At 71.4% G+C, this 21473-nt stretch carries 22 protein-coding genes and 1 tRNA gene; 12 read left to right on the forward strand and 11 right to left on the reverse strand.

Features of this window, described 5'->3' with window-relative positions:
- Nucleotides 1-171: 171 nt before the first annotated feature.
- A complete protein-coding gene (locus DEJ25_RS11245) occupies nucleotides 172-1083 on the reverse strand; it encodes an AraC family transcriptional regulator (RefSeq protein ID WP_110904277.1) in 912 nt (303 codons plus the stop codon).
- A 441-nt stretch (nucleotides 1084-1524) separates the two neighbouring features.
- Between DEJ25_RS11245 and DEJ25_RS16885 the strand changes: the two genes are divergently transcribed.
- Nucleotides 1525-2490, forward strand: a complete 966-nt coding sequence (locus DEJ25_RS16885; RefSeq protein ID WP_220033210.1) for a helix-turn-helix transcriptional regulator — start codon at nucleotides 1525-1527, stop codon at nucleotides 2488-2490.
- Between the two features lie 93 nt (nucleotides 2491-2583).
- On the opposite strand, the gene DEJ25_RS11255 is transcribed toward DEJ25_RS16885, so the two are convergent.
- Nucleotides 2584-2655: transfer RNA gene (locus DEJ25_RS11255), tRNA-Gln, on the reverse strand.
- 79 nt (nucleotides 2656-2734) lie between these two features.
- Here DEJ25_RS11255 and DEJ25_RS11260 point away from each other — a divergent pair.
- Nucleotides 2735-3229 (forward strand): MarR family winged helix-turn-helix transcriptional regulator, encoded by a 495-nt coding sequence (locus tag DEJ25_RS11260; RefSeq protein ID WP_110904117.1) that lies wholly within the window; start codon nucleotides 2735-2737, stop codon nucleotides 3227-3229.
- A 27-nt stretch (nucleotides 3230-3256) separates the two neighbouring features.
- Here DEJ25_RS11260 and DEJ25_RS11265 read toward each other — a convergent pair whose 3' ends face one another.
- The 7 genes from DEJ25_RS11265 to glp form a co-directional block, all read right to left on the reverse strand.
- Nucleotides 3257-5110 carry an ABC-F family ATP-binding cassette domain-containing protein gene (locus tag DEJ25_RS11265; protein ID WP_111044725.1) on the reverse strand — a complete coding sequence of 618 codons (1854 nt, stop codon included), beginning with the start codon at nucleotides 5108-5110 and terminating at the stop codon, nucleotides 3257-3259.
- Between the two features lie 207 nt (nucleotides 5111-5317).
- Nucleotides 5318-5995: a hypothetical protein gene (locus DEJ25_RS11270; RefSeq protein WP_111044726.1), complete on the reverse strand. Its 678-nt coding sequence runs from the start codon at nucleotides 5993-5995 to the stop codon at nucleotides 5318-5320.
- A complete protein-coding gene (locus DEJ25_RS11275) occupies nucleotides 5992-6390 on the reverse strand; it encodes a PLD nuclease N-terminal domain-containing protein (RefSeq protein ID WP_110904114.1) in 399 nt (132 codons plus the stop codon). Before DEJ25_RS11275 ends, DEJ25_RS11270 begins: the two co-directional genes overlap by 4 nt.
- Before the next feature lie 132 nt (nucleotides 6391-6522).
- Nucleotides 6523-6960 carry a molybdenum cofactor biosynthesis protein MoaE gene (locus tag DEJ25_RS11280; protein WP_111044727.1) on the reverse strand — a complete coding sequence of 146 codons (438 nt, stop codon included), beginning with the start codon at nucleotides 6958-6960 and terminating at the stop codon, nucleotides 6523-6525.
- The gene (locus DEJ25_RS11285) at nucleotides 6957-7472 is read right to left on the reverse strand and encodes a molybdenum cofactor biosynthesis protein B (protein ID WP_111044728.1); all 516 of its coding nucleotides are present in this window, start codon (nucleotides 7470-7472) and stop codon (nucleotides 6957-6959) included. The genes DEJ25_RS11280 and DEJ25_RS11285 overlap by 4 nt, the downstream gene beginning before the upstream one ends.
- Complete coding sequence (gene moaC / locus DEJ25_RS11290; RefSeq protein ID WP_110904112.1) at nucleotides 7469-7939, reverse strand: cyclic pyranopterin monophosphate synthase MoaC; 471 nt, start codon at nucleotides 7937-7939, stop codon at nucleotides 7469-7471. The genes DEJ25_RS11285 and moaC overlap by 4 nt, the downstream gene beginning before the upstream one ends.
- Complete coding sequence (gene glp, locus DEJ25_RS11295; protein WP_111044729.1) at nucleotides 7936-9240, reverse strand: gephyrin-like molybdotransferase Glp; 1305 nt, start codon at nucleotides 9238-9240, stop codon at nucleotides 7936-7938. The genes moaC and glp overlap by 4 nt, the downstream gene beginning before the upstream one ends.
- A gap of 121 nt (nucleotides 9241-9361) precedes the next feature.
- On the opposite strand from glp, the gene DEJ25_RS11300 reads away from it, so the two are divergent.
- The 10 genes from DEJ25_RS11300 to DEJ25_RS11345 all read left to right on the forward strand — a co-directional run bounded on the left by DEJ25_RS11300 (nucleotide 9362) and on the right by DEJ25_RS11345 (nucleotide 19662).
- The gene (locus DEJ25_RS11300) at nucleotides 9362-10264 is read left to right on the forward strand and encodes an MTAP family purine nucleoside phosphorylase (RefSeq protein ID WP_111044730.1); all 903 of its coding nucleotides are present in this window, start codon (nucleotides 9362-9364) and stop codon (nucleotides 10262-10264) included.
- Nucleotides 10261-11331, forward strand: coding sequence for an NAD(P)-dependent oxidoreductase (locus tag DEJ25_RS11305; protein ID WP_111044731.1), 1071 nt, complete (start codon nucleotides 10261-10263; stop codon nucleotides 11329-11331). Before DEJ25_RS11300 ends, DEJ25_RS11305 begins: the two co-directional genes overlap by 4 nt.
- A 308-nt stretch (nucleotides 11332-11639) precedes the next feature.
- Complete coding sequence (locus tag DEJ25_RS11310; protein WP_309146523.1) at nucleotides 11640-12425, forward strand: glycosyltransferase family 2 protein; 786 nt, start codon at nucleotides 11640-11642, stop codon at nucleotides 12423-12425.
- Complete coding sequence (locus DEJ25_RS11315) at nucleotides 12422-13060, forward strand: DUF2064 domain-containing protein (protein WP_258366477.1); 639 nt, start codon at nucleotides 12422-12424, stop codon at nucleotides 13058-13060. Before DEJ25_RS11310 ends, DEJ25_RS11315 begins: the two co-directional genes overlap by 4 nt.
- Nucleotides 13057-13725 carry a bifunctional 2-polyprenyl-6-hydroxyphenol methylase/3-demethylubiquinol 3-O-methyltransferase UbiG gene (locus DEJ25_RS11320; RefSeq protein ID WP_110904108.1) on the forward strand — a complete coding sequence of 223 codons (669 nt, stop codon included), beginning with the start codon at nucleotides 13057-13059 and terminating at the stop codon, nucleotides 13723-13725. Before DEJ25_RS11315 ends, DEJ25_RS11320 begins: the two co-directional genes overlap by 4 nt.
- 123 nt (nucleotides 13726-13848) lie before the next feature.
- Complete coding sequence (locus tag DEJ25_RS11325) at nucleotides 13849-14097, forward strand: hypothetical protein (protein ID WP_146236759.1); 249 nt, start codon at nucleotides 13849-13851, stop codon at nucleotides 14095-14097.
- A 91-nt stretch (nucleotides 14098-14188) separates the two neighbouring features.
- Entirely contained in the window at nucleotides 14189-15808 is a 1620-nt protein-coding gene (gene pgm / locus DEJ25_RS11330; RefSeq protein WP_111044732.1) for a phosphoglucomutase (alpha-D-glucose-1,6-bisphosphate-dependent), read from the forward strand.
- A 33-nt stretch (nucleotides 15809-15841) separates the two neighbouring features.
- A complete protein-coding gene (locus DEJ25_RS11335) occupies nucleotides 15842-16735 on the forward strand; it encodes a hypothetical protein (RefSeq protein ID WP_111044733.1) in 894 nt (297 codons plus the stop codon).
- A 150-nt stretch (nucleotides 16736-16885) separates the two neighbouring features.
- Nucleotides 16886-19273 (forward strand): MDR family MFS transporter, encoded by a 2388-nt coding sequence (locus DEJ25_RS11340; RefSeq protein ID WP_111044734.1) that lies wholly within the window; start codon nucleotides 16886-16888, stop codon nucleotides 19271-19273.
- A 104-nt stretch (nucleotides 19274-19377) separates the two neighbouring features.
- A complete protein-coding gene (locus DEJ25_RS11345) occupies nucleotides 19378-19662 on the forward strand; it encodes a GNAT family N-acetyltransferase (RefSeq protein WP_111044735.1) in 285 nt (94 codons plus the stop codon).
- A 26-nt stretch (nucleotides 19663-19688) separates the two neighbouring features.
- Here the strand turns inward: DEJ25_RS11345 and DEJ25_RS11350 are convergent, their stop codons facing one another.
- Entirely contained in the window at nucleotides 19689-20015 is a 327-nt protein-coding gene (locus DEJ25_RS11350) for a hypothetical protein (RefSeq protein ID WP_111044736.1), read from the reverse strand.
- A 157-nt stretch (nucleotides 20016-20172) separates the two neighbouring features.
- Entirely contained in the window at nucleotides 20173-21222 is a 1050-nt protein-coding gene (locus tag DEJ25_RS11355; RefSeq protein WP_111044737.1) for a biotin/lipoate A/B protein ligase family protein, read from the reverse strand.
- Nucleotides 21223-21473 lie beyond the last annotated feature (251 nt).

The following is a 21473-nucleotide window of genomic DNA, read 5'->3' on the forward strand; positions in this document are numbered from 1 at the left end:
CCGTTCCTCAGGTCGATGCCCTCGAACGTCCCGATCCGCGGTCCTGCCCGGATCCGCGGGCAGGACCACCGCCGGCCGATCCCGGAACTCACGGACGACCTCCAGCGTTCGGACGTCGTCGTGGCCACGGCGTCCAGTTCGCACCCCTGTCCACCGCCCGACCGCCGACGCTCAGCGGGTGCCTTCCTCGATCCCGTACACCTCGCGCCGCATGCGGGTGAAACGTCCCTGGTTGCTGAAGCCCCACTTCTCAGCGACGGCCTTGATGGTCCGGGTCGGGTCGTGGAGCAGCTCCCGGTGAGCCTCGGCGAGTCGGGCGCGGCGCAGGTAGGTCATCGGCGTCATGTCGAGGTGCCGCTGGAAGCCGGCCTGCAGGCCGCGCGGCGACACCCGGGCGGCTGCGGCGATGTCCGCCATCGTGATCGCGTCGGCCAGGTGCGAGTCCATGTACGCGACGGCCCGGCGCACGGTCGCTTTCCCGGCCCCGATGCCCGGAGGGACGCGGGTGATCACCTCGAACGGCAGTGCGGTCGTCGCCAACGCCAACAGGTAGTCGAACGCAGCGGTGCGGATGATGTCGTTCTCGAACGCGGACTCGACCTGCACCACGCTCCGGTGGACGTGTGACACGGCCTGGACCCACAGGGCAGCGTGCTCGGGCCGAGGGTGGTGTCCCTGCAACCGGACGATGCCACTGTCCGCGCCGTTCGCTCGGACCGCGCGGCGGATGAGCGAGGCTTCGGGCAGGTTCACGACGAGCAGTTCCGAACCGTTGTACTCCGCGGCGGTCTCCTCCTGGCCGAAGATCACGCCCCCGGCGTTCCCACCGTCACCATGGATGGTCCGGAGGCGACCGCCGAGCAGCATCGCCGAGGTGAAGACACCTTCGGGCTCGACGGTCACCTGAGCATGGAACCCCATCGTGAGGCGAGCGAGGCTGAGCTGTTCGTCGCCGCGGATGTCGGCCTGGAAGTGCACCTTGCCCCGCGGGGGGTCGAACCGCACCTTCGGGTACATCTGCCCGAGCACGGACGCGACGGTGTCGATGTCATCCGTGTCGTGCTGCAGCGTGAGCGTGGTCATCGCGAGTGGTCTCCTACCTGCTCTGCTTGCAACCAGACCTCCCCACGCTAGACCCGGCGGCACCCATGCCTGCACCTCGGTTTTGCCGCGGGGCGGCTTCCTCCCGGCGCGCTCCGCGGATCAGGCGCGGAGCGAGCGCGTCACGAAACCGCGTTCCGGGGACTCTTGTTGAGCAGAGCCGCGGGCCTCCGTACGGTGGAGGAACCGGGCCAATTTGCGGTCTTGTCGTCACGATGGTCTCCGCGGCATGTGGAACGCTGGCACAGCAGGACGGTCCGGCAGCGATGAGGCCTTCACAGCCTCATGGAAGGCCGGTCCCATGACCGCCACAACTGTGTTCCTGCCCTCCGCACTCGTCCACGAGGGCACTCCTCGCACGGCGGGCGCCACTGGGCTCGGGAGAACCGGCAGACTCTGGTTCCACGTCCTCGGGGAGACGCGGTGACGACCGACGCGCTGGCGGAGACCCCGGTCCGTCCGATCGTCGCAGTCGCTGGCACCGACACCGACGGTGCCATCCAAGACCTCGCCGGCATGTACGCCGGCCGCGCGTGGCACTCCTCGCCGGTCAGCTCCGACTACTGGTACAAGTACGTGGGCGTCGGCGACGGCCAGATGAGCATCCGACGTTCCCAGATGCACGGTCGTCTCCGGGGCGACGTCGCTGTCGAGGGCGAGGTCGTCGTGCAGTGGATCGACTCCGGTGACGCCCGTGTCGATGTCGGCCGTGACGAAGTGCAGATGCAACCGGGCGTCCCGACGCTGTTCCCGATCGAGCAGCGGTTCGAGATGGCGTACGAGGACTGGGATCAGCGTCTCGTACACCTGAACCGAGACCTCGTTCTCGATGTCGCCGCCGAGCAGCACCTGGTCGACGGCACGCTCGGGTTCGACCGCAGCGTCACGCCCACAGCCAGCGCAGTAATTCGATGGCGCAGCTCGGTTGCTGCTGCGATGCAGGCGCTGCGCTCAGGCGGAACCTCCTCCCTGGCATGGCACGAGGCGCAGCGCGACGTCGCCCGATCGCTGTTCGGGCTCTACCGGTTCCAGAGCGAAGGGTTCCCCCACGGTTACGGGGACCGCAAGAACGTGCGCGTCCGGAGGGCGGTCGAGTTCATCCACGAGCACGCCGGGGAGCCGTTGAGCGTCGCGGACATCGCCCGAGCGGCCGATCTCAGTGTTCGCGGACTCCAGGAGTCGTTCCAGCGCATCCTCGATCGCACACCGATGACGTACCTCCGCGAAGTGCGACTCCGCCACGTCCACGCCGATCTCCTGCACGCGGACCCGATCGCCACTTCCGTCGCGGACGTCGCGTCGAGATGGGGGTTCGCGCACATGGGCAGGTTCTCCAACGCGTACCTCCAGCGATTCGGCGAGTACCCGCGGGTGACCCTCCGCCGTTGACCGAGATGCTGCTGGCCGACGAGCAGGCGCGGTCATGGACCCGTTCACTCCCGCCCGCGGCGGCACGACATCGGTGACGCACCACGGCTACAGCTCCGCCTCCAGGATTCGAACCCGGACCTAACGGCACCAAAGGCCGTCGTGCTGCCATTACACCAAGGCGGAACGCCCCCGCAGGAGCCAGACCATCCTCCCATGTGCCCGACACTGGTCGTGCGCCGCCGATCCACGCCATGATGGACGGATGCCGCCAGAGGACGAGGTCGACCGGATCGTCGCGGCGTGGGGTCGGGAGCGTCCGGACCTGGACTTCGCTCCGCTCGACGTCCTGTCGCGGGTGGATCGACTCGCTCGGCACCTGGACCGCGCCCGACGTCAGGCGTTCGAGGCCGGCGGGATGGAGCCGTGGGAGTTCGACGTCCTGTCGGCACTGCGGCGCGCGGGCGACCCGTACGAGTTGAGCCCCAAGGCGCTCCTCCAGCAGACCCTGGTGACGAGTGGCACGATGACGAACCGGGTGGACCGCCTCGCCGCCCGCGGGCTCGTCGCTCGCCGGACGGACCCCCGTGACGGCCGAGGCGTCCTCGTGTCCTTGACGCCGACGGGTCGGAGCGCGGTGGACGCGGCGATCGCGGACCTGCTGCAAGCCGAGCGAGCGATCCTCGCCGGGGTGTCCGACGGCGAGCGGGGCCAGCTGGCGGCACTGCTCCGGCGACTGATCCTGGGCCTGGGCGACTAGCGCTCGGCTCGACCGGCGCGGAGAGTCTCACACCCCGAGCTGCTCCGCGACCTCGAGCCACCGCTCCTCGAGCTGCTCCACCTCGGCGTCCAGCGCGGTCAGCTCCGCCTGCAGCTTGCCGAGCCCCTCGTAGTCCGACTGGTCGTGCGCGGCGAACGCGTCGAGCCGCTTCTTCCGGTCCTGGGCGAGCTTGCCGATGCGGCGGTCGAGCGCCGACATCTCCTTCTCCACCACGCGACGCTCCGCGCCGGACAGGGTCGGCGCAGCCGTCGCCCCTGCCGGACGCAGCCCCGAGGCGGCGGCGACGGCCGAGGACCCGGCCGTGTCGGGCCTCCCGGCCGATGCCGCGGCAGCAGCCGACGCCGTCCCACCGCCGGTGCCCGCGGCACGCAGCTTCATGTACTCGTCGACGCCACCGGGCAGGTGGCGGAGGTGCCCGCCGAGGACGGCGTACTGCTGGTCGGTGACGCGCTCGAGCAGGTACCGGTCGTGGCTGACGACCAGCAGCGTGCCCGGCCAGGTGTCGAGGAGGTCCTCCATCGCGGCCAGCATGTCCGTGTCGAGGTCGTTCGTCGGCTCGTCGAGGATCAGCACGTTCGGCTCGTCGAGCAGGATGAGCATCAGCTGGAGGCGCCGCTTCTGCCCACCGGACAGGTCCTTCACCGGGGTGGAGAGCTGCTCCGACGTGAACCCGAGGCGCTCGAGCAGCTGCGACGGCGTCATCTCCTTGCCGTCGGCGACGTAGCTGGTCTTCTTGCGCGCCACGACCTCGCGGACGCGGTCGTCGGCGAACTGGGCGAGGTCGGCGAGCTGCTGGTCGAGGACCGCGATCTGCACCGTCTTGCCCGTCTTCACCCGGCCGGTCGTCGGCTGGAGCTTGCCGGAGACCAGGTTGAGCAGCGTGGACTTGCCGGCGCCGTTCGGGCCGAGGATGCCGGTCCGCTCACCGGGCGCGATGCGCCACTCGATGTCCTCGATGATCATCGTGCCGTCGAAGGACACGCCTGCATCGATGAGGTCGACCACGTCCTTGCCCAGGCGCGCCGTCGCCATCTGGGACAGTGCGACCGTGTCACGGATCGGCGGAACGTCGTCGATGAGGGCGTTCGCCGCGTCGATGCGGAACTTCGGCTTGCTCGTGCGGGCAGGGGCGCCGCGGCGCAGCCAGGCGAGCTCCTTGCGGGCCAGGTTCTGCCGGCGCTGCTCGCTCGACGCGGCCTGCCGGTCACGCTCGACGCGCTGCAGGATGTACGCCGCGTAGCCGCCCTCGAAGGGCTCGACGACGCCGTCGTGCACCTCCCACGTGTCGGTGGACACGGCGTCCAGGAACCACCGGTCGTGGGTCACGACGACCATGCCGCCCTGGTTCGCGGACCAGCGGCGGTTGATGTGCTCGGCCAGCCACTGGATGCCCTCGACGTCCAGGTGGTTGGTCGGTTCGTCGAGGAACAGCACGTCCCAGTCCCCGACCAGGAGGCGCGCCAACGCCACGCGACGCCGCTGCCCGCCCGACAGCTCGTCCACCGTGACGTCCCACGGGATGTCCGACACCAGGCCGCCGATGACGTCGCGGATCTTCGCGTCGCCGGCCCACTCGTGCTCCGCGAGGTCGCCGACGACGACCTGCCCGACGGTCTCGCCCTCGGGCAGGATGTCCCGCTGGTCCAGGTAGCCGATCGTCACCCCGCGACGGTGCGTCACCCGACCGTCGTCCGGTTCGAGGCGCTGCGCGAGCAGGGCGAGCAACGTCGACTTGCCGTCGCCGTTGCGCCCGACCACGCCGATCCGGTCGCCCTCGTCGAGGCCGATGGTCACGCTGTCGAAGACGACACGGGTGGGGAACTCGAGATGCACGTTCTCGGCGCCGAGGAGATGAGCCACCTGACCAGGGTAGGCGGACGCGGGGGTCGCGTCCGCCAGGGGTGGGTGTCAGGCGGGGGCGGCTGGCCGGTTCCGGCCGGCGGGCCGGTTCCGGCTGGCTGCGCACAACGAGATCCGGCTCGCGCCATGGGATCCCGTGGCGCGAGCCCGATGTCGTTGTGCGGGTCCGGCTCGCGCCGGGTACGGCGGCCGGCCGGGAGGCGCGGCTCAGGCCGTCCGGTCGAGGAACGCCCGCCAGTGCTCCCGCTGGATCATCACGACGAGGAACATCGCCCCGAACACGAGCGCGAGGATGCCTTCGACCCAGAGCATGAAGTCGTCACGCGCGGCGAGGGACTGCCCCGCTGCCAACGGCACCCACCCCGCGGTGAACCAGAGCGTCCACTCGCTCTGCCGCAGGCGCAGGAGCGCCAGACGTCGGAGCGCCCGGACCCGATGCGGCTCCGCGGGTGCACGACCACGGAGGACACGGTCGACCTCCCGCCGCTCGCGCATCGACATCCCGGACAGCGGGTCGGACCACATCGCCCGCCACGAGTGCGCCCGGCCGGTCCGCACGATCCGCGCGACCCCGATCGCCCACACAACGAGACCCAGCACGAAGACGCCCGAGCCGATGAGGAACTGCGTGTCGGACGGCCGTCGGGCGGGCATCGTCGTCTGCACGGCCAGCCACGCCCCGGCCGCAGCAGCGAGGACGACGACTGCGGCCGCCGCCGCCAGCCGGACACGACGACGCCGGCTGTGCTCCGGGTCACTCGGCGTCGGTGGTTCGTCGCCGCCCGACAGGACGGCGGACCGCTGGTCCACCAGGTCCCACCGGCGGTCGTCGAGGGACAGCGGTGGCACGTCGGCCCAGGCGTCCGGCCTGGAGGCCCTGCTCACGTCGCCGGGGTCGGGTCGCCCTCGCCGGCGGCTTCCTTCGCCCGCTTCAGGCGCGCCTGCGCCTCCCAGTACTCGATCTCGCGCTCGAGTTCGGCGAGTTCCTGCTCGGTGCTCGAGACGCGCTTGTCCCCGTGGGCGCTCTTCGCGGCGCCGAGGGTGGCGTAGCGGTCCTCGTGGCGGGTGGGTTCGATGTACCGGCCGTGGTTCCGAGGACCGGCAGCCCAGTCGTGCCCGATCGCGAACCAGACGATGCTGCCGACGACGGGCAGCAGGATCACGAGGATGATCCACGCGACCTTCGGCAGGCCCCGGACCTCGCTGTCGGTGCGCGTGATGATGTCGATCAACGCGAACACGAGCAGGACGACGCTCACGCCGGACAGCAGGATTCCCATGGCTCCGGATCCTATGGGTGTGCTGAGTCCAGCCGCTACGCCCGCCTTCGTGGGGTGGTGCGGCTGGTCACTCCGCCGAAGCGACAGATCAGCCGCAGAGTCCGGCGCTGATCTGTCGCTTTCGCGGAGAGGTCAGAGCGCGGCGACCCACTCGTCGGAACCGTCCGTGAAGCGCTGGTGCTTCCAGATCGGCACCTGCTCCTTCACCAGGTCGATCAAGGCAGCGCAGGCTGCGAAGGCCTCAGCACGGTGTCCGGACGCCACGGCTGCGGCGAGCGCGACGTCCCCGATGCCGAGGGCGCCCACGCGGTGCAGCACGGCGATCCGGACCTCGGGGTGCTGTTCGGCAATTGTCCGGGCGACCGAGGCGATGACGTCACCGGCGCTCGGGTGCCGCTCGTAGTCGAGAGCGGTGACGCCCTTGCCGCCGTCGTGGTCGCGTACGACGCCGGCGAACGTGACCACGGCACCGTCCTGGTCGGAGGCCACGACCGCGGACACCTCGTCGACGGTGATGTCGCGGTCGACGACGTCCGCCACGACGACCCGCTCGGCCGCGGTGGCGCTCACGAGGCGCTCCGCGGGGCGTGCCCGTCGCCGTGCAGCTGGGCGAGCAGGTGGTCGAGGAGTCCGTCGAGCACGGCCAGCCCGTCGGCGACCCCGCCGCGGGACCCGGGCAGCGTGACGACGAAGGCCCGGCCGCCGACGACCCCGGCGACTCCGCGGCTGAGCAGTGCGGTGGGGCCGGCTCCGGCGAGACCGCGGCGCCGGATCTCCTCGACGATGCCGGGGAGCTCCAGGTCGAGCAGCGGCGCGACGGCTTCGGGGGTGCGGTCGGTCGGGGTGACACCGGTGCCGCCCGTGGTGATGACGACGCGGGCGCCACCGCTGACGGCTGCGGTGAGGGTGTCGGCGACGGGACCGCCGTCCGGGACGATCGCCGGGTCGCCGACGGTGAACCCGCGGGTGCGGAGCCACTCGGCGATGACCGGTCCGGTGCGGTCGAGCGCGGGGTCGGTGGCGGCCGAGGTGGACACGACGAGGACGGCCGCGCGGCCCTGGTCGGTTGCGGCGTCGGTCACGATGCGCTCCAGTCGCCGGAACGGCCGCCGTGCTTCTCGAGCACGCGGACATCGGTGATCGACGCCGCCCGGTCGACGGCCTTGACCATGTCGTACACGGTCAGGGCAGCGACGCTCGCGCCGGTCAGGGCTTCCATCTCGACTCCGGTGCGGGAGGTCGTGCGGACGGACACCTGGATCACGACGCGGTCGTCGGCGCCGGTGATGTCGACCTCGACTCCGGCGATCGGCAGCGGGTGGCAGAGCGGGATGAGGTCGGACGTCTTCTTCACCGCCATGATCGCCGCGATCCGGGCGGTGCCGATCACCTCGCCCTTGGGCAGCGAGCCGTCGAGGATGCGGGCGACGACGTCCGCCCGGGTCACGAGTGTGGCGGTGGCGGTGGCGGACCGAGCGGTGACGTCCTTGTCGGAGACGTCCACCATGTGCGCGCTGCCGTCGGCGCGGACGTGGGACAGGTCGGTCATCGGATGCTCCAGACGGTCAGGACGTCGCCCGCGTCGACCTGACTGGTGCCGACCGGGACGTGGACGAGGTGTGTGGCCTCCGCGTAGTGCCAGAGCAGGTGTGAGCTGGGCCCGCCGACGAACTGCACGCGGCCGTCCACGATCGTGCCGCGCCGGACCTGGTGCTTGCCTGCGGGTGAGGTGGCGGAGTCGGCGCTGGGCACGTCGGTGCTCGGACGGGCACCGGGCAGGCCGGCGGCGCGGGCGAGGACCGGGCGGAGGAACACCTCGAAGGACACCAGCGCCGAGACGGGGTTGCCGGGGAAGGCGACGACGGGCACCGACCGGCCGGCGATCGTCACGCTGCCCAGGGCCTGGGGACCGCCGGGCTGCATCGCGACCGGCGTGACCTCGAGTCCGCGGGGCTCGAGTGCCTGCCGGACGACCTCGTACGCCCCCGCGCTGATGCCACCCGTGGTGAGGACGAGGTCGGCCCACTCCCCCACGGCGCGGTCGAGCTCGTCGACGAACCGTTCGGGGTCGTCGGGCACCCGGACGCGGCGGGTCTCGACGCCCACCTCGGTGAGTGCGGCGGACAGCGCCACCCCGTTCACGTCGCCGATGACCGCACCGGCGCTCAGGTCGACGGCCGCCCTGACGCCCGCACGGACGCCCGCGGCATCGTCGTCGAGCAGTTCACTGCCGGTCGACACGACGAGCACCCGGGGACGGCGGAACACATCGACCGCGGCGACCCCTGCCCCGGCGAGCGCGCCGAGGACGGCGGGAGTCAGAGGTTGCCCGGCACGCGCGATGGATGCTCCGGCGCGGAGGTCCGATCCGGCGACGCGCACGAAGGTCCCCGCGACGAGGTCGTGCGGTACCGGGACGGACTCGGTGTCGAGGGCCGCGGGGAAGGAGCCGGCCGGGGTCGACTCCACCGGGAACACGGCATCGGCACCGGCGGGGACACGTGCTCCGGTCATGATCGGTGCCGCGGTGCCCGGCTCGAGTGGCGGGGGCACGAAGCCGGCCGGGATCGGCGCCCCGACCCGGAGCGTGGTGCCGGCATCAGCAGCACGGACGGCGAAACCGTCCATCTGGCTGTTGTCGAACGCCGGCAGCGGCGTCGGGGCGGGGACGGCCTTCGCGAGGACCCGGTACCCGCGCCCCGCGCCGGACGCGACCGCCAGGTCGACCACGGACACCGTCTCGACCGACGCAGAACCCGACCCCGACCCGGGCCCCGCTCCATGTCCGCCGGGCAGCACCGGCTCGACGAGCGCCTGGACTGCTTCCCGGTGCTGACCGATCGTTCGCACGCGCGCCTCCGAATGGTCGTGACGCGGCGCATCGGATGACGCACCGCTCGCGGGCCGTTCCTGGCCCGCATCTGTAGCGTAACGACGGCGGCGACCAGCGCCGAGGACGACCGGAGGACCTGTGGAGAACGAGAAGACGGCAACGATCGGAGTGATCGGTGGTTCCGGCCTGTACGAGCTGTTCGAGCCCGGGACCGCGGACGAGATCGACGTCCCGACGCCCTTCGGCGCGACCTCGAGCCCGATCAGCATCGGCACGATGTCCGGCCGTCGGGTCGCGTTCCTCACCCGGCACGGCCGGACGCACTCGGTCGCCCCGCACCGGATCGAGCACCGCGCGAACCTCTGGGCGCTGCGGTCGCTCGGCGTCCGGGCCGTGGTGTCCTCCAGCGCCGTCGGTGGTCTGCACCCCGACTACGCCCCCGGCACCTTCGTGGTGACGGACCAGCTGATCGACCGGACCTGGGGCCGCGCCGACACCTACTTCGAGGACGAGGTGCAGCACCTCTCCTTCGCCGACCCGTTCGACCCGGTGCTGCGCCGTGCCGCGATCGACGCCATCGCGGCGCTCGATGTGCCGTTCCGTCCGACGGGCACCTGCGTCGTCATCCAGGGCCCGCGGTTCTCGAGTCGTGCCGAGTCCGTCTGGATGCGCGAGGCTGGCGGCCACACCATCAACATGACGATGTCGCCCGAGGTCCCCCTGGCCGCCGAGCTCGGCATCGGCACGGTGAACCTGTCGTTCGTCACCGACGCCGACGCGGGTCTCGCGCCGGCCGCGGACGAGACTGCCGCGGGCGCAGCGGCCGGCGACGACCAGGCCGCCACCCAGGCGCCGGTCACGCACCAGGCCTCCACCGAGGCCCCGGTCACACACCAGGCCGTGATGGACCGCCTGGCCCGCGCGAACGAGGTGATCGTCCGGGCGATCGGCTCGATCGTCGCCGCGGTCCCCGACGACTACACGCCGCGCGAACTCGTCCCGGCGAGCGCCTCCGCCCGCGTGCTGGAACTCCGCCCGTGACCCGCCTGCTGGTCACCGGCGGCGCCGGCTTCATCGGCTCGACCATCGTCCGGCAGGCCCTGGCCGCCGGGTACGAGGTCCGGGTCCTGGACTCCCTCCGCACTGACGTGCACGGCGACCCGGAGGCCGTGGTCACCGCCCACCGCACCGCCGGCATCGAGCTGGTGCACGGTGACGTCCGCGACCGGGTGGCCCTCGACGCCGCCCTCCACGAGGTCGACGTGGTCTGCCACCAGGCCGCCAAGGTCGGGCTCGGCGTCGACTTCCAGGACGCGCCGGACTACGTCTCCAGCAACGACGCCGGCACCGCGCACGTGCTCGCCGCGATGGACCGCCTGGACCTCGGACGGCTCGTGGTCGCCAGTTCCATGGTCGTCTACGGCGAAGGCGCGTACACGACCGCCGACGGCGAACCCCTCCGACCGCCGGCGCGCCGCCGCGAGGACCTGGACGCCGGGCAGTTCGACCCGATCGGTCCGGACGGGCACCCCCTGCTTCCGGGTCTGATCGACGAGTCGGCAGCGCTCGACCCGCGGAACGTCTACGCGCAGACGAAGGTCGCGCAGGAGCAGCTCGCCTCCTCCTGGGCGCGTGCCACCGGCGGACGAGCGGTCGCGCTGCGTTACCACAACGTGTACGGCCCGGGCATGCCCGCGAACACGCCCTACGCGGGCGTCGCGTCCTTGTTCCGCTCGGCCCTGGCCCGCGGCGAGGCACCCCGGGTCTTCGAGGACGGTGCACAGCGCCGTGACTTCGTGCACGTCGACGACGTCGCCGGTGCGAACCTCGCGGCGATCGCCGCGACCGAGTCCGCACCGTCGGAGTCCTTCCGGGCGTTCAACGTCGGCTCCGGCACGGTCCACACGATCGGTGAGATGGCCGCAGCGATCGCCGGTCCGGACGGCCCGCAGCCGGTCGTCACGGGCGAGTACCGCCTGGGCGACGTCCGGCACGTGACCGCGTCCTCGGCGCGCATCGCCGAGGAGCTCGGCTGGCAGGCGCAGGTCGACTTCACGCAGGGCATGCGCGACTTCGCGACGGCACCGCTCCGCGCAGCGGTGCGCTGACGCAACCGGGCGCGAACCGGACACGGATCGATCCCGGCCGCCGGTCCCGGCCCGACCACGCATCGGACGGGAGGCACGTCCCCCACCCGGGGCGCGCCTCCCGTCCGACTCGCCGCGCGACCGCAACCGCGGTGCGGAGATCGGCCATCGGAGCGCACGACCACGTACCCCGACCAGCGACGTCGTGTTGGGTTGGGTGCATGACACAACACCCCGCAGCGGACGCCGTCGGACCCGCACCGACGCGCCCGGCTGACGCGGTCACGACTCCGACCCATCGCTCCGAGGACCCGCACCGAATGGTCTCCATGAGCGTCGACGTGATCCTCCCCTGCCTCGACGAGGCGGACGCACTGCCGTCCGTCATCGGCCGCCTCCCCGAGGGGTACCGGGCCGTGGTCGTCGACAACGGTTCGACCGACGGCTCGGCCGACGTCGCCCGCGCCCACGGCGCCCTCGTCGTCACCGAGCCGGTCCGCGGCTTCGGGTCGGCCTGCGCCGCCGGCGTCGCCGCCGCGACCGCCGACTACGTGGCCTTCTGCGACGCCGACGCGTCGATGGACCCGGCCGAACTCCCCGCCCTCGTGCAGCGCGTCGCGGACGGCCGGGTCGACCTGGCCCTCGGCCGCCGCGTCCCCACCACCCGCGGGGCCTGGGCACCGCACGCACGCTTCGCGAACCGTGTCCTCGCCGTCCTGATGCGGCGCGCGACCGGCTACCGCCTGACCGACCTCGGTCCGATGCGCGTGATGCGCCGCGAGGACCTGGTCGCCCTCGACCTCCGGGACCGTCGCAGCGGTTACCCGCTCGAGATGGTGCTCGCCGCGCACGCCGCCGGCTGGCGTGTGGACGAGTCGGACATCGGGTACGCGCAGCGCATCGGCGACAGCAAGGTCACCGGGACCCTCCGCGGCACGGTCAACGCCGTCAAGGACATGTCGCGCCTGCTCCGTGCGTACCGTCGGGAGGCCCGCACCCGGTCCGCCGCACCCGTGTCGGTCCGCCAGCGCGCCGCCTCCGCATCCCCCGCGGCCGCATCGCCCGCGACCGAGCAGTCGGCGGCCGAGCAGTCGGCGGCGGAGGTCCGCTCGTGACCGGCATCACCGTGGCCGTCGTCGCCAAGGAGTGCCTGCCCGGCAAGGTGAAGACACGCCTGACCCCCGCCCTGACGCCTGAGGGTGCGGCCAGGGTCGCCGCCGCCAGCCTCGCCGACACGCTCGCCACGGTGTCGGCCCTGCCGGCAGCCCGTCGAGTCCTCTTCTACGACGGTGACGTCCTGCCCGAGGGCGCGGACGGCTTCGACGTCCTGCACCAGCCCGGCGGCGGACTCGACGAGCGCCTGGGCTTCCTGTTCGACACCGTGCAGGAGCCGCTGCTCCTGGTCGGCATGGACACCCCGCAGGTGTCGGTCGACGCCCTCGCCCCGGTGTTCGACGGCGCCGAGCGCGACGCGTGGTTCGGTCCGGCCGAGGACGGCGGCTTCTGGTCCCTGTTCATGCGGGAACCCACCGGCGACCTGATCCGCGGCGTGCCGATGTCGCAGGACGACACCGGGGCCGTGCAGCTCGGTCGGTTGCGGTCCGCCGGGCTCGACACGGGCCTCCTGGCCGAGTTGCTCGACGTCGACACGCTGCCGGACGCCGAGCGCGTCGCGGCACTCGCTCCCACCACGCGGTTCGCGGCGGCCCTGGCCGACGAGTCCGCGACGACCTCCGGAGATGTCCGATGACCGACACGACCAGCACCCTGCAGGCCTTCGGGGCCGGCGGTGACGAGCCCTACACACGGGCCCTGCGCTCCGACGGACGACTCCGCCTGACCGATCCCGACCGTCCGGGCGAGGTCGTCACGATGGACGTCGGACGCTGGAGCGCCGCGGCGGACCGGGTCGACCGGTCCCTGCTCGAGGGAGCCGACGGCCCGGTCATCGACCTCGGTTGCGGTCCGGGTCGAATGCTGGTCGCCGCACTGCGGATGGGTGTGCCGGCACTCGGCGTCGACGTCTCGGCCGAGGCCGTCGCCATCGCCACCCGGTCCGGCGGCCGGGCCGTCCAGGGTTCGGTGTTCGAGCCGGTGCCCGACGAGGGGCGCTGGGACACCGCGCTCGTCATCGACGGCAACATCGGCATCGGCGGCGACCCCGTCGCCCTGCTCGCCCGTGCGGCCGAGATCGTCCGGGCCGGTGGCCGGGTCGTCGTCGAGACGAACCGCGACGTCGACGTCGATCGCGCCTACGTCGCCACCGTGACGGACACGGACGGCCACGCGAGCTCCGCCTTCCCGTGGGCCGAGGTCGGACTCACCGCGCTGCAGGTCCACGCCGCGACGGCCGGGCTGACCGTTCGGCAGAGCTGGACCGACGGCGGTCGACACTTCTGTGAGCTCATCGCCTGACGCCACGTCGTTGTTTTGCATGATGCAAGAGAAGGACGTAGAGTGTCGCCCAGCAGTCGATGGTGTCGCGGACCCGTCGGCTCGATGGTCGCGGCACCTCGGCACGACAGCGAGGAGAGCACCATGAGCACCTTCCCCCTCGGCGGGACCTTCGTCAGCGGACTCCGTCAGCGCGACGAGCTCGGCACCTACACCTCGACCGGGCGTGCGCTGCGCGTCGACACCGAGACCGGTACCTACACGGGCGTTCAAGCCGGACGCATCGGTCGGTTCGTGGACACCCAGTTCCGTCGCCCGGGCACGGCGACGTCGAGCACGCGGACCGTCACCGGGTCCGTCCGTACCGCAACCGGGTCGTTCCGCACGGCCTGACCCGACCGCCGCCCGCGCTCGTCCCGCCGGGACCCCGCACGGTTCTCCACAACCGTGGGCGCGTCCACCGCGGCGATGCCAGGATGGGGTCATGAACGACCGTGCCGGAACCCCAGCGACCGCAGACGACCTCGTCGACCTCGATGCGCTCATCGCCGCGTACTACGACCGGGTCCCGGACGTGACGGACCCCGAGCAGAAGGTCGTCTTCGGCACCTCGGGGCACCGCGGCTCGTCGCTCGACAGTGCGTTCAACGACACGCACATCGCCGCCATCACGCAGGCGATCGTGGAGTACCGCACCGCGCAGGGCACCGACGGCCCGCTGTTCATCGGCCGCGACACCCACGCGCTCTCCGGCCCCGCCGAGCGGACCGCGCTCGAGGTCCTGGCGGCGAACGGCGTGCACGTCCTGGCCGACTCCGACAACGGGTACGTCCCGACCCCGGCGCTGAGCCACGCGATCATCGCCTACAACACCGCCGGGCACGACGACACCGCGGACGGCATCGTCATCACCCCGAGCCACAACCCGCCCCGCGACGGCGGCTTCAAGTACAACCCGCCGCACGGTGGCCCCGCCGACAGCGACGCCACGACGTGGATCGCCGACCGCGCCAACGCGATCATCGCTGGTGGCAACGCGGAGGTGCAGCGCGCCGAGCACGCCACACACGACGGCTACGACTTCCTGCACAACTACGTGGCCGACCTCGAGAACATCATCGACATCGACGCCATCAAGCGCGCCGGGGTGAAGATCGGCGCCGACCCGCTCGGTGGTGCCTCGCTGCCCTACTGGAGCCTCATCCGCGACCACTACGGCCTGGACCTCACCGTCGTGAACCCGGACGTCGACCCGACCTGGTCGTTCATGACGCTCGACTGGGACGGCAAGATCCGGATGGATCCGTCGAGCCCCTCGGCGATGGCGTCGGTCGTGGCCCGGAAGGACGACTTCGACGTCTTGACCGGCAACGACGCCGACTCCGACCGGCACGGCATCGTCACGCCCGACGGCGGACTGATGAACCCGAACCACTACCTCGCCGTCGCGATCGAGTACCTCTACGCGCACCGTCCGCGCTGGCGTGACGACGCGGCGATCGGCAAGACCCTGGTGTCGTCGAGCATCATCGACCGCGTCGCCGAGTCCCTCGGCCGTCGCCTGTGGGAGGTCCCGGTCGGCTTCAAGTGGTTCGTCCCCGGGTTGATCGACGGCTCTGTCGCCTTCGGTGGCGAAGAGTCCGCGGGCGCGTCGTTCCTCCGCATGGACGGCACAGCGTGGACAACCGACAAGGACGGCATCATCCTGGCGCTCTTGGCATCCGAGATCGTCGCCGTCACCGGCAAGACCCCGTCGCAGCTGTACGCCGAGCTCACCGAGCGCTTCGGCGACCCGGTGTACCAGCGCGTCGACGCCGCCGCCAGCAAGGAGCAGAAGGCCCGCCTGTCGAAGCTCGACGGTGACGCCATCACCGCCGAGACCCTGGCCGGTGACCCGATCACGGCGAAGCTCTCGAAGGCCCCGGGCAACGACGCAGCCGTCGGCGGCGTCAAGGTCGTCACGGACAAGGCCTGGTTCGCGGCCCGACCGTCCGGCACCGAGGACGTCTACAAGATCTACGCCGAGAGCTTCGTCGGGCAGGAGCACCTGGAGCAGGTCCAGCGCGAAGCCAAGGAGATCGTCGACGCCGCACTCGGGGCCTGACAGCCGCGGCGTTTCCGTGCAAGGCTGAGCCGCATGGCGTTGTTCGGACGGAAGAAGCCGGTGGCAGAGCCGTTGCCACTCGTCGTGCTCGCGCAGCGCACCTTGGCGGAGCGAGGCGTCGAGACGACGGTGGACGGGCCTCCCGGCGATCCGATGCACGTGCGTCTGCTCGGTGCGGACGGGCAGGTCTACCTGCTCGCCAACCTCGCCGCGCAGGTCCGCGGAGAGACCGAGGAGCGTCGGACGGACATCGTCCGTGCGCACTTCGACCGGATGCTGCAGGCCCACCGTGAGCCCACGCCGGAAGAGCTCAGTGCCGACGAACTGCGCGACCGGGTGCGTCTGCGTCTGCTCGCCGAGGACGGTGCCGACCCCACCGACCTGACGTACGCGCGTCCGTTCGCACCGGGTCTCGTCCTCGGGCTGTGCGTGGACTACCCGACGATGGTGAACACCCTGGCGACGCAGACGCTGCCGAAGCTCGCGCTCGGCGCGGACGAGCTGTGGGCCATGGCCCGGTTCAACACCGACGCCGAAGCGGTCGACGCGAACGCGGAGATCGCCCCCGGGGTCCACATCGTCGAGGGCGAGTCCCTCTTCATCGCGTCGAAGGCCGTCAACCTGCCGGCACTGTTCGGTGCCGCCCCGTTCGGCACGGTGTTCGCGGTGCCGCACCGCCACCTGCTGCTCGCGGTCCCGCTCCGCGACGCCGACAGCCTGCAGGCGATCCAGACGCTCGCCGGGCTGCTGGTGCAGATCCTCGGGGACGAGGACGCCGGGCTGCCGGGCGGCCTGCTCAGCCCGCACCTGCTGTTCTCGCGCCACGACCACGTGTCCCCCGTGTCGACGTTCGACCACGAGACCGGTGAACTCCGCATCGAGGTCGACGAGCGGTTCCAGGAGGCCCTCGAGCAGGCCGTCGCCTGACGAGCGGGCCCCGGCCGATCACGCCGGAGGTCTGCCCCACATCACGCTGTGGAGGGCTGCCGATCTCCACAGGAAGGCGCTCCCGGTGCGCGCCGCCGTTGCCCGAGTTGTAACTTTGCACGCAGCGCAAAATCCTCGGGAGTCCCGCACATGACACAGACCGCGACCGCACCCGCGGCCCCCACGACGTCCTCGAACGCCGTGATGAACCACCGCCAGATCCTGCTCGTGATCTACGGCCTGATGGCCGGCATGTTCCTGGGCGCCCTCGACCAGACGATCGTCGGCACCGCGATCCGCACCATCGGCGACGACCTGCACGGTCTCGACCAGCAGGCGTGGGTCACGACCGGCTACCTGATCGCCTCGACGATCACCACGCCGATCTACGGCAAGCTCTCCGACCTCTTCGGCCGACGTCCGCTGTTCATCACCGCGATCGCGATCTTCATCATCGGCTCGCTCGCCGCGTCGTTCTCGACGTCGATGCTGATGCTCGCCGGGTTCCGCGCGCTGCAGGGCCTCGGTGCCGGTGGTCTGATGTCCCTGCCGCTGGCCATCATGGGCGACATGCTCGCTCCACGTGAGCGCGCCAAGTACCAGGGCTACTTCCTGGCCGTGTTCGGCATCTCGTCCGTCATCGGTCCGCTCGTCGGCGGTGTCTTCGCCGGCGCGAACGAACTGCTCTTCATCTCCGGATGGCGCTGGGTCTTCCTGATCAACGTGCCGATCGGCATCATCGCGCTGTTCATGGTGCTGACGTTCCTGCACCTGCCGAAGTACGGGGAGCGCCGCAAGCCGCGCATCGACTGGTGGGGCGCGTCCCTCGTCATCGTGACGCTGGTCCCGCTGCTCCTCATCGCCGAGCAGGGCCGCGAGTGGGGCTGGGGCTCCCCCGGCGCCCTCGCCTGCTACGGCGTCGGGGCGCTCGGCCTGATCGCGTTCGTCATCGTCGAGCGGGCGATGGGAGACGATGCGATCCTGCCGCTGAAGTTGTTCGGCTCGCACGTGTTCTCGATGGCCGCCGTGCTGTCCGTGCTCATCGGCTTCGGCATGTTCGGAGCGATGCTGACCATCCCGCTGTACCTGCAGATCGTCAAGGGCGTCACGCCGACCGAGTCCGGGTTCGCGATGCTGCCGATGGTCCTCGGCCTGATGATCTCGTCGATCGCCTCGGGTCAGATCGTGTCCCGCACGGGCAAGTACCGGATCTTCCCGGTCACCGGCACGGCCTTCACCGCGGTCGGCTACACCGTACTGACGTTCCTCACCGCCGACCGGCCGCTGTGGTTCCTGATGACCGGCATGTTCCTCATCGGCCTCGGGCTCGGTCAGCTCATGCAGACGCTGACGCTCGCCGCGCAGAACTCGGTGTCGCCGCGGGACATCGGTGTCGCCACCAGCGCCGCGACCTTCTTCCGCCAGATCGGCGGCACCATGGGCACCGCGGTGCTCCTGTCCGTGCTCTTCAGCCTGATGCCGACGAACATCACCGGGGCGCTGCAGAACGAGTCCGACCTGAAGAGCGCCCTGAACGCGGCCTTGAACCCGGCGGTGTCCAACGCCGAGCAGAACAAGGGCGTGATGGACCAGATCTGGGACCCGATCGTCACGCCGATCAAGCAGAACGTGCAGGACGGTCTCGATCAGGGCGCCGTGCAGGCGAAGCAGGCCGCCGACCAGGCCGTGACGAAGCAGGTCACCGCCGCCGTGCAGCAGCAGGTCGACGCCGGCACGATCTCCGCCGCGGCAGCCGACACGGTCATCGCCCAGCAGATCGCCGACGCGACGGGCGACGCCGAGCAGAAGGCGCTGCAGACCGCCGCTGCCAAGGCGGGCGCCGAGGTCGTCGACGGCACCCTGCAGGTCGACTACTCGAACGCCGCGCAGCGCCGGGACATCGTCGACACGGTGGCGCCGAAGCTCGTCGACCAGCTGCGCGACGGCAAGGGCGGCACCTCCTCGAGCACGTCGTCCACCAACGACACGTCGTTCCTCAACGGGTCCGACAAGCGGCTCAGTCGTCCGTTCCTGGTCGGGTTCAGCGACTCGGCGGTCACGGTCTACTGGGTCGGCCTCGCGGTCATCCTGCTCGCCTTCGTCCTGACCTGGTTCTTCAAGGTGCCGCCGCTCCGCAAGACGTCGGCGCTCCAGGAGCAGGCCGACGCCGCACGCAAGAGCGCGGATGACGACCGACTGACCGTCGACGCCCAGCAGGCAGCGGCCGGCTCCGGCTCGCTCGTCTCGCCCGACACGGGGTCGATGTCGATCGTGCCCACGTCGCCCGACGTGCCCACGCAGCGGCGCTCGGCCCCGGCGACCGGAGCGGACGGCACCCGGGCACCCCTGCCCCACGCGTCCACGCACGGCGCGCACTCGTCGTCGACGCCGGTGGACGAGCCTCCGGCCGCGACCGGTGTGCTCCGGGTGCAGCACGGCGCGCACGCCGCCGGCGAGACCCCGGCCCGGCCGTCGGTCGAGCCTGCCGTGCCGGCCGAGGCTGACGAGCACCCGCACGGCCGCCACACGGCCGGGTAGCCCCTCGCAACACGCAACGTGGGCGGTTGCACGCAGCGGTACTCCGCGGTGTGCAGCCGCCCACGTTGCGTTCCGTGGAAGGTGTCCGGCGTAGCGTCCGGAGGATGAGTCTCGAAGTCCGCAACGACACCGACCAGAACCAGTACTCCCTCGTCGTGGACGGCGACGTCATCGGCCTCGCCGCCTACGAGATCGACGGCGACGCGATCCACTTCGTCCACACCGAGGTCGACCCGGAGCACCGCGGCGGCGGCCACGCCTCGATCCTCGTCGAGCACGCGCTAGACGACGTGCGCGCGAACTCCGACCGTCGCGTCGTCGCCGAGTGCAGCTACGTCGCCGCGTGGCTCGAACGGCACCCGGACCACCAGGACCTCACCACGCGCTGACCCGCCCGGTCGGAGGCGCGCGGTGGTCAGTACGACCGGTCGTGCGTCCCCGCCCGGTGCGTGCCGCTGCCGGCCCGACTCGAGGGCACCCGGATGAGCACGGTCCCGCTGAGCAGGTCGTGGTCGTCGCGCGACGGCGTCGGCGCTTCGCGCGGGAGGCGCGCCTGTCGCTCGTACTCGGCCTGCGTCTCGTGACGGGTGGGCGCGAAGACCTCGTCCATCATCGACACCACGCCACCGGACCCGCCCCCGCGTGTGGACTTGTTCGACAGGTCGATCCAGCCCAGACGGTCGGCGATCCACACCACGACGACCGCAGCGGCCACCGCCCCCAGGAAGATCAACCAGTTCACGGCAGTGACGTTACGTGGCCGATCGACGGAGGACATCCGCCGCGCGGCTGATCCTCGCGATCCGCACGCGTCGAGACTCGCGCACAGCGACCGTGCGGGGGTACCGGGGCGCGAGCTGTGTCGCCCAGCCCGGACCCACCCCTCGCGGGCGCCGCGCTCATGGCACCCGCTCGAGCCACTCCCGCGTCGAGAACTTCGTCGCCACGAGCTCCTGCGCCTTCTGCCGCTCGGCGTCGGTGACGTGCCCCTCGGTCGCCCCGTAGAGCTTCGTGAAGGTGCCGACGAGTCGGTGGATGATCTCCGCGCGGCTCAGGCCGGTCTGGGACCGCAGCGGATCGACACGCTTCGCGGCGCTCGTCGTCCCCTTGTCGCTCATCTTCTCGCGACCGATGCGCAGCACCTCCACCATCTTCTCGCCGTCCATGTCGTAGCTCATGGTGGCGTGGTGCAGCAGCGACCCGGTGCCCAGGCGCTTCTGCGCGGCACCGCCGATCTTGCCCTTGGCCGAGGTGATGTCGTTGAGCGGCTGGTAGTACGCCTCGATGCCGAGTGACTTCAGCGCCTCGATCACCCACTCGTCGAGGTACGCGTACGAGTCGGCGAAGGTCATCCCCTGCACGAGCTCGGTCGGCACGTAGAGCGAGTACGAGATGATCGCGCCGGCGTCCATGAACATCGCACCGCCGCCGGAGATGCGGCGGACGACCTGCACGCCGTACTTCTCGGCGCCTGCCGGGTCCACCTCGTTCTTCAGCGACTGGAACGACCCGATGACGACGGCCGGTTGGTCCCACTCCCAGATCCGCAGGGTCGGCCCCCGGCGTCCGGCGCCGACCTCCTCGGTGAGGACCTGGTCGAGCGCCAGGTGCTCGTTCGGGCTGATCGCGCCCTCGTGGACGACCTGCCACTCGTAGTCCCGCCACGACGATGCCCGCGACAGGGCTCGGCGGACGGCGACCCCGACGGACTCGGGCGTGAAGCCGAGCAGGACGGCGTCGTCGGGCAGCGCGTGTCGCACGGCGGCCGCGATCCCGGCCGCGTCGGTGTCGGCCCGCAGGCCGTCCACCGCCTGGTCGATCAGCGGGAGCGCGTCGTCCGGTTCGAGGAAGAAGTCACCCGCCAACCGGAACCGGTCGATCCTGCCGTCGACGACCTCCAGGTCGACGACGACGAGCTTGCCTCCGGGGACCTTGTACTCACCGTGCATGCCGCCACCCTATGCCGGGAGGCCCGTTGCGGCCCCGCACCGGGCCTCCCGTCCGCGGTCGGGGCCGACGGGCGCGACCCGATCACCTGAGAGCGAACCGAGTTGCCGCTGTGGGTGCGCGGGCGTAGCGTCGTCATCACGCCCGGGGTGCGACCCCCCTCGAGCCTCGGGCGTCGCCGCTCGACCCGTTCCCCCCAATTGGTCGAGTGGTCCGGCCCCGGTCTGTTCCCCCCAACAGGCCGGGGTCCCCG

Source organism: Curtobacterium sp. MCPF17_011 (assembly GCF_003234145.1).
GTDB lineage: Bacteria > Actinomycetota > Actinomycetes > Actinomycetales > Microbacteriaceae > Curtobacterium.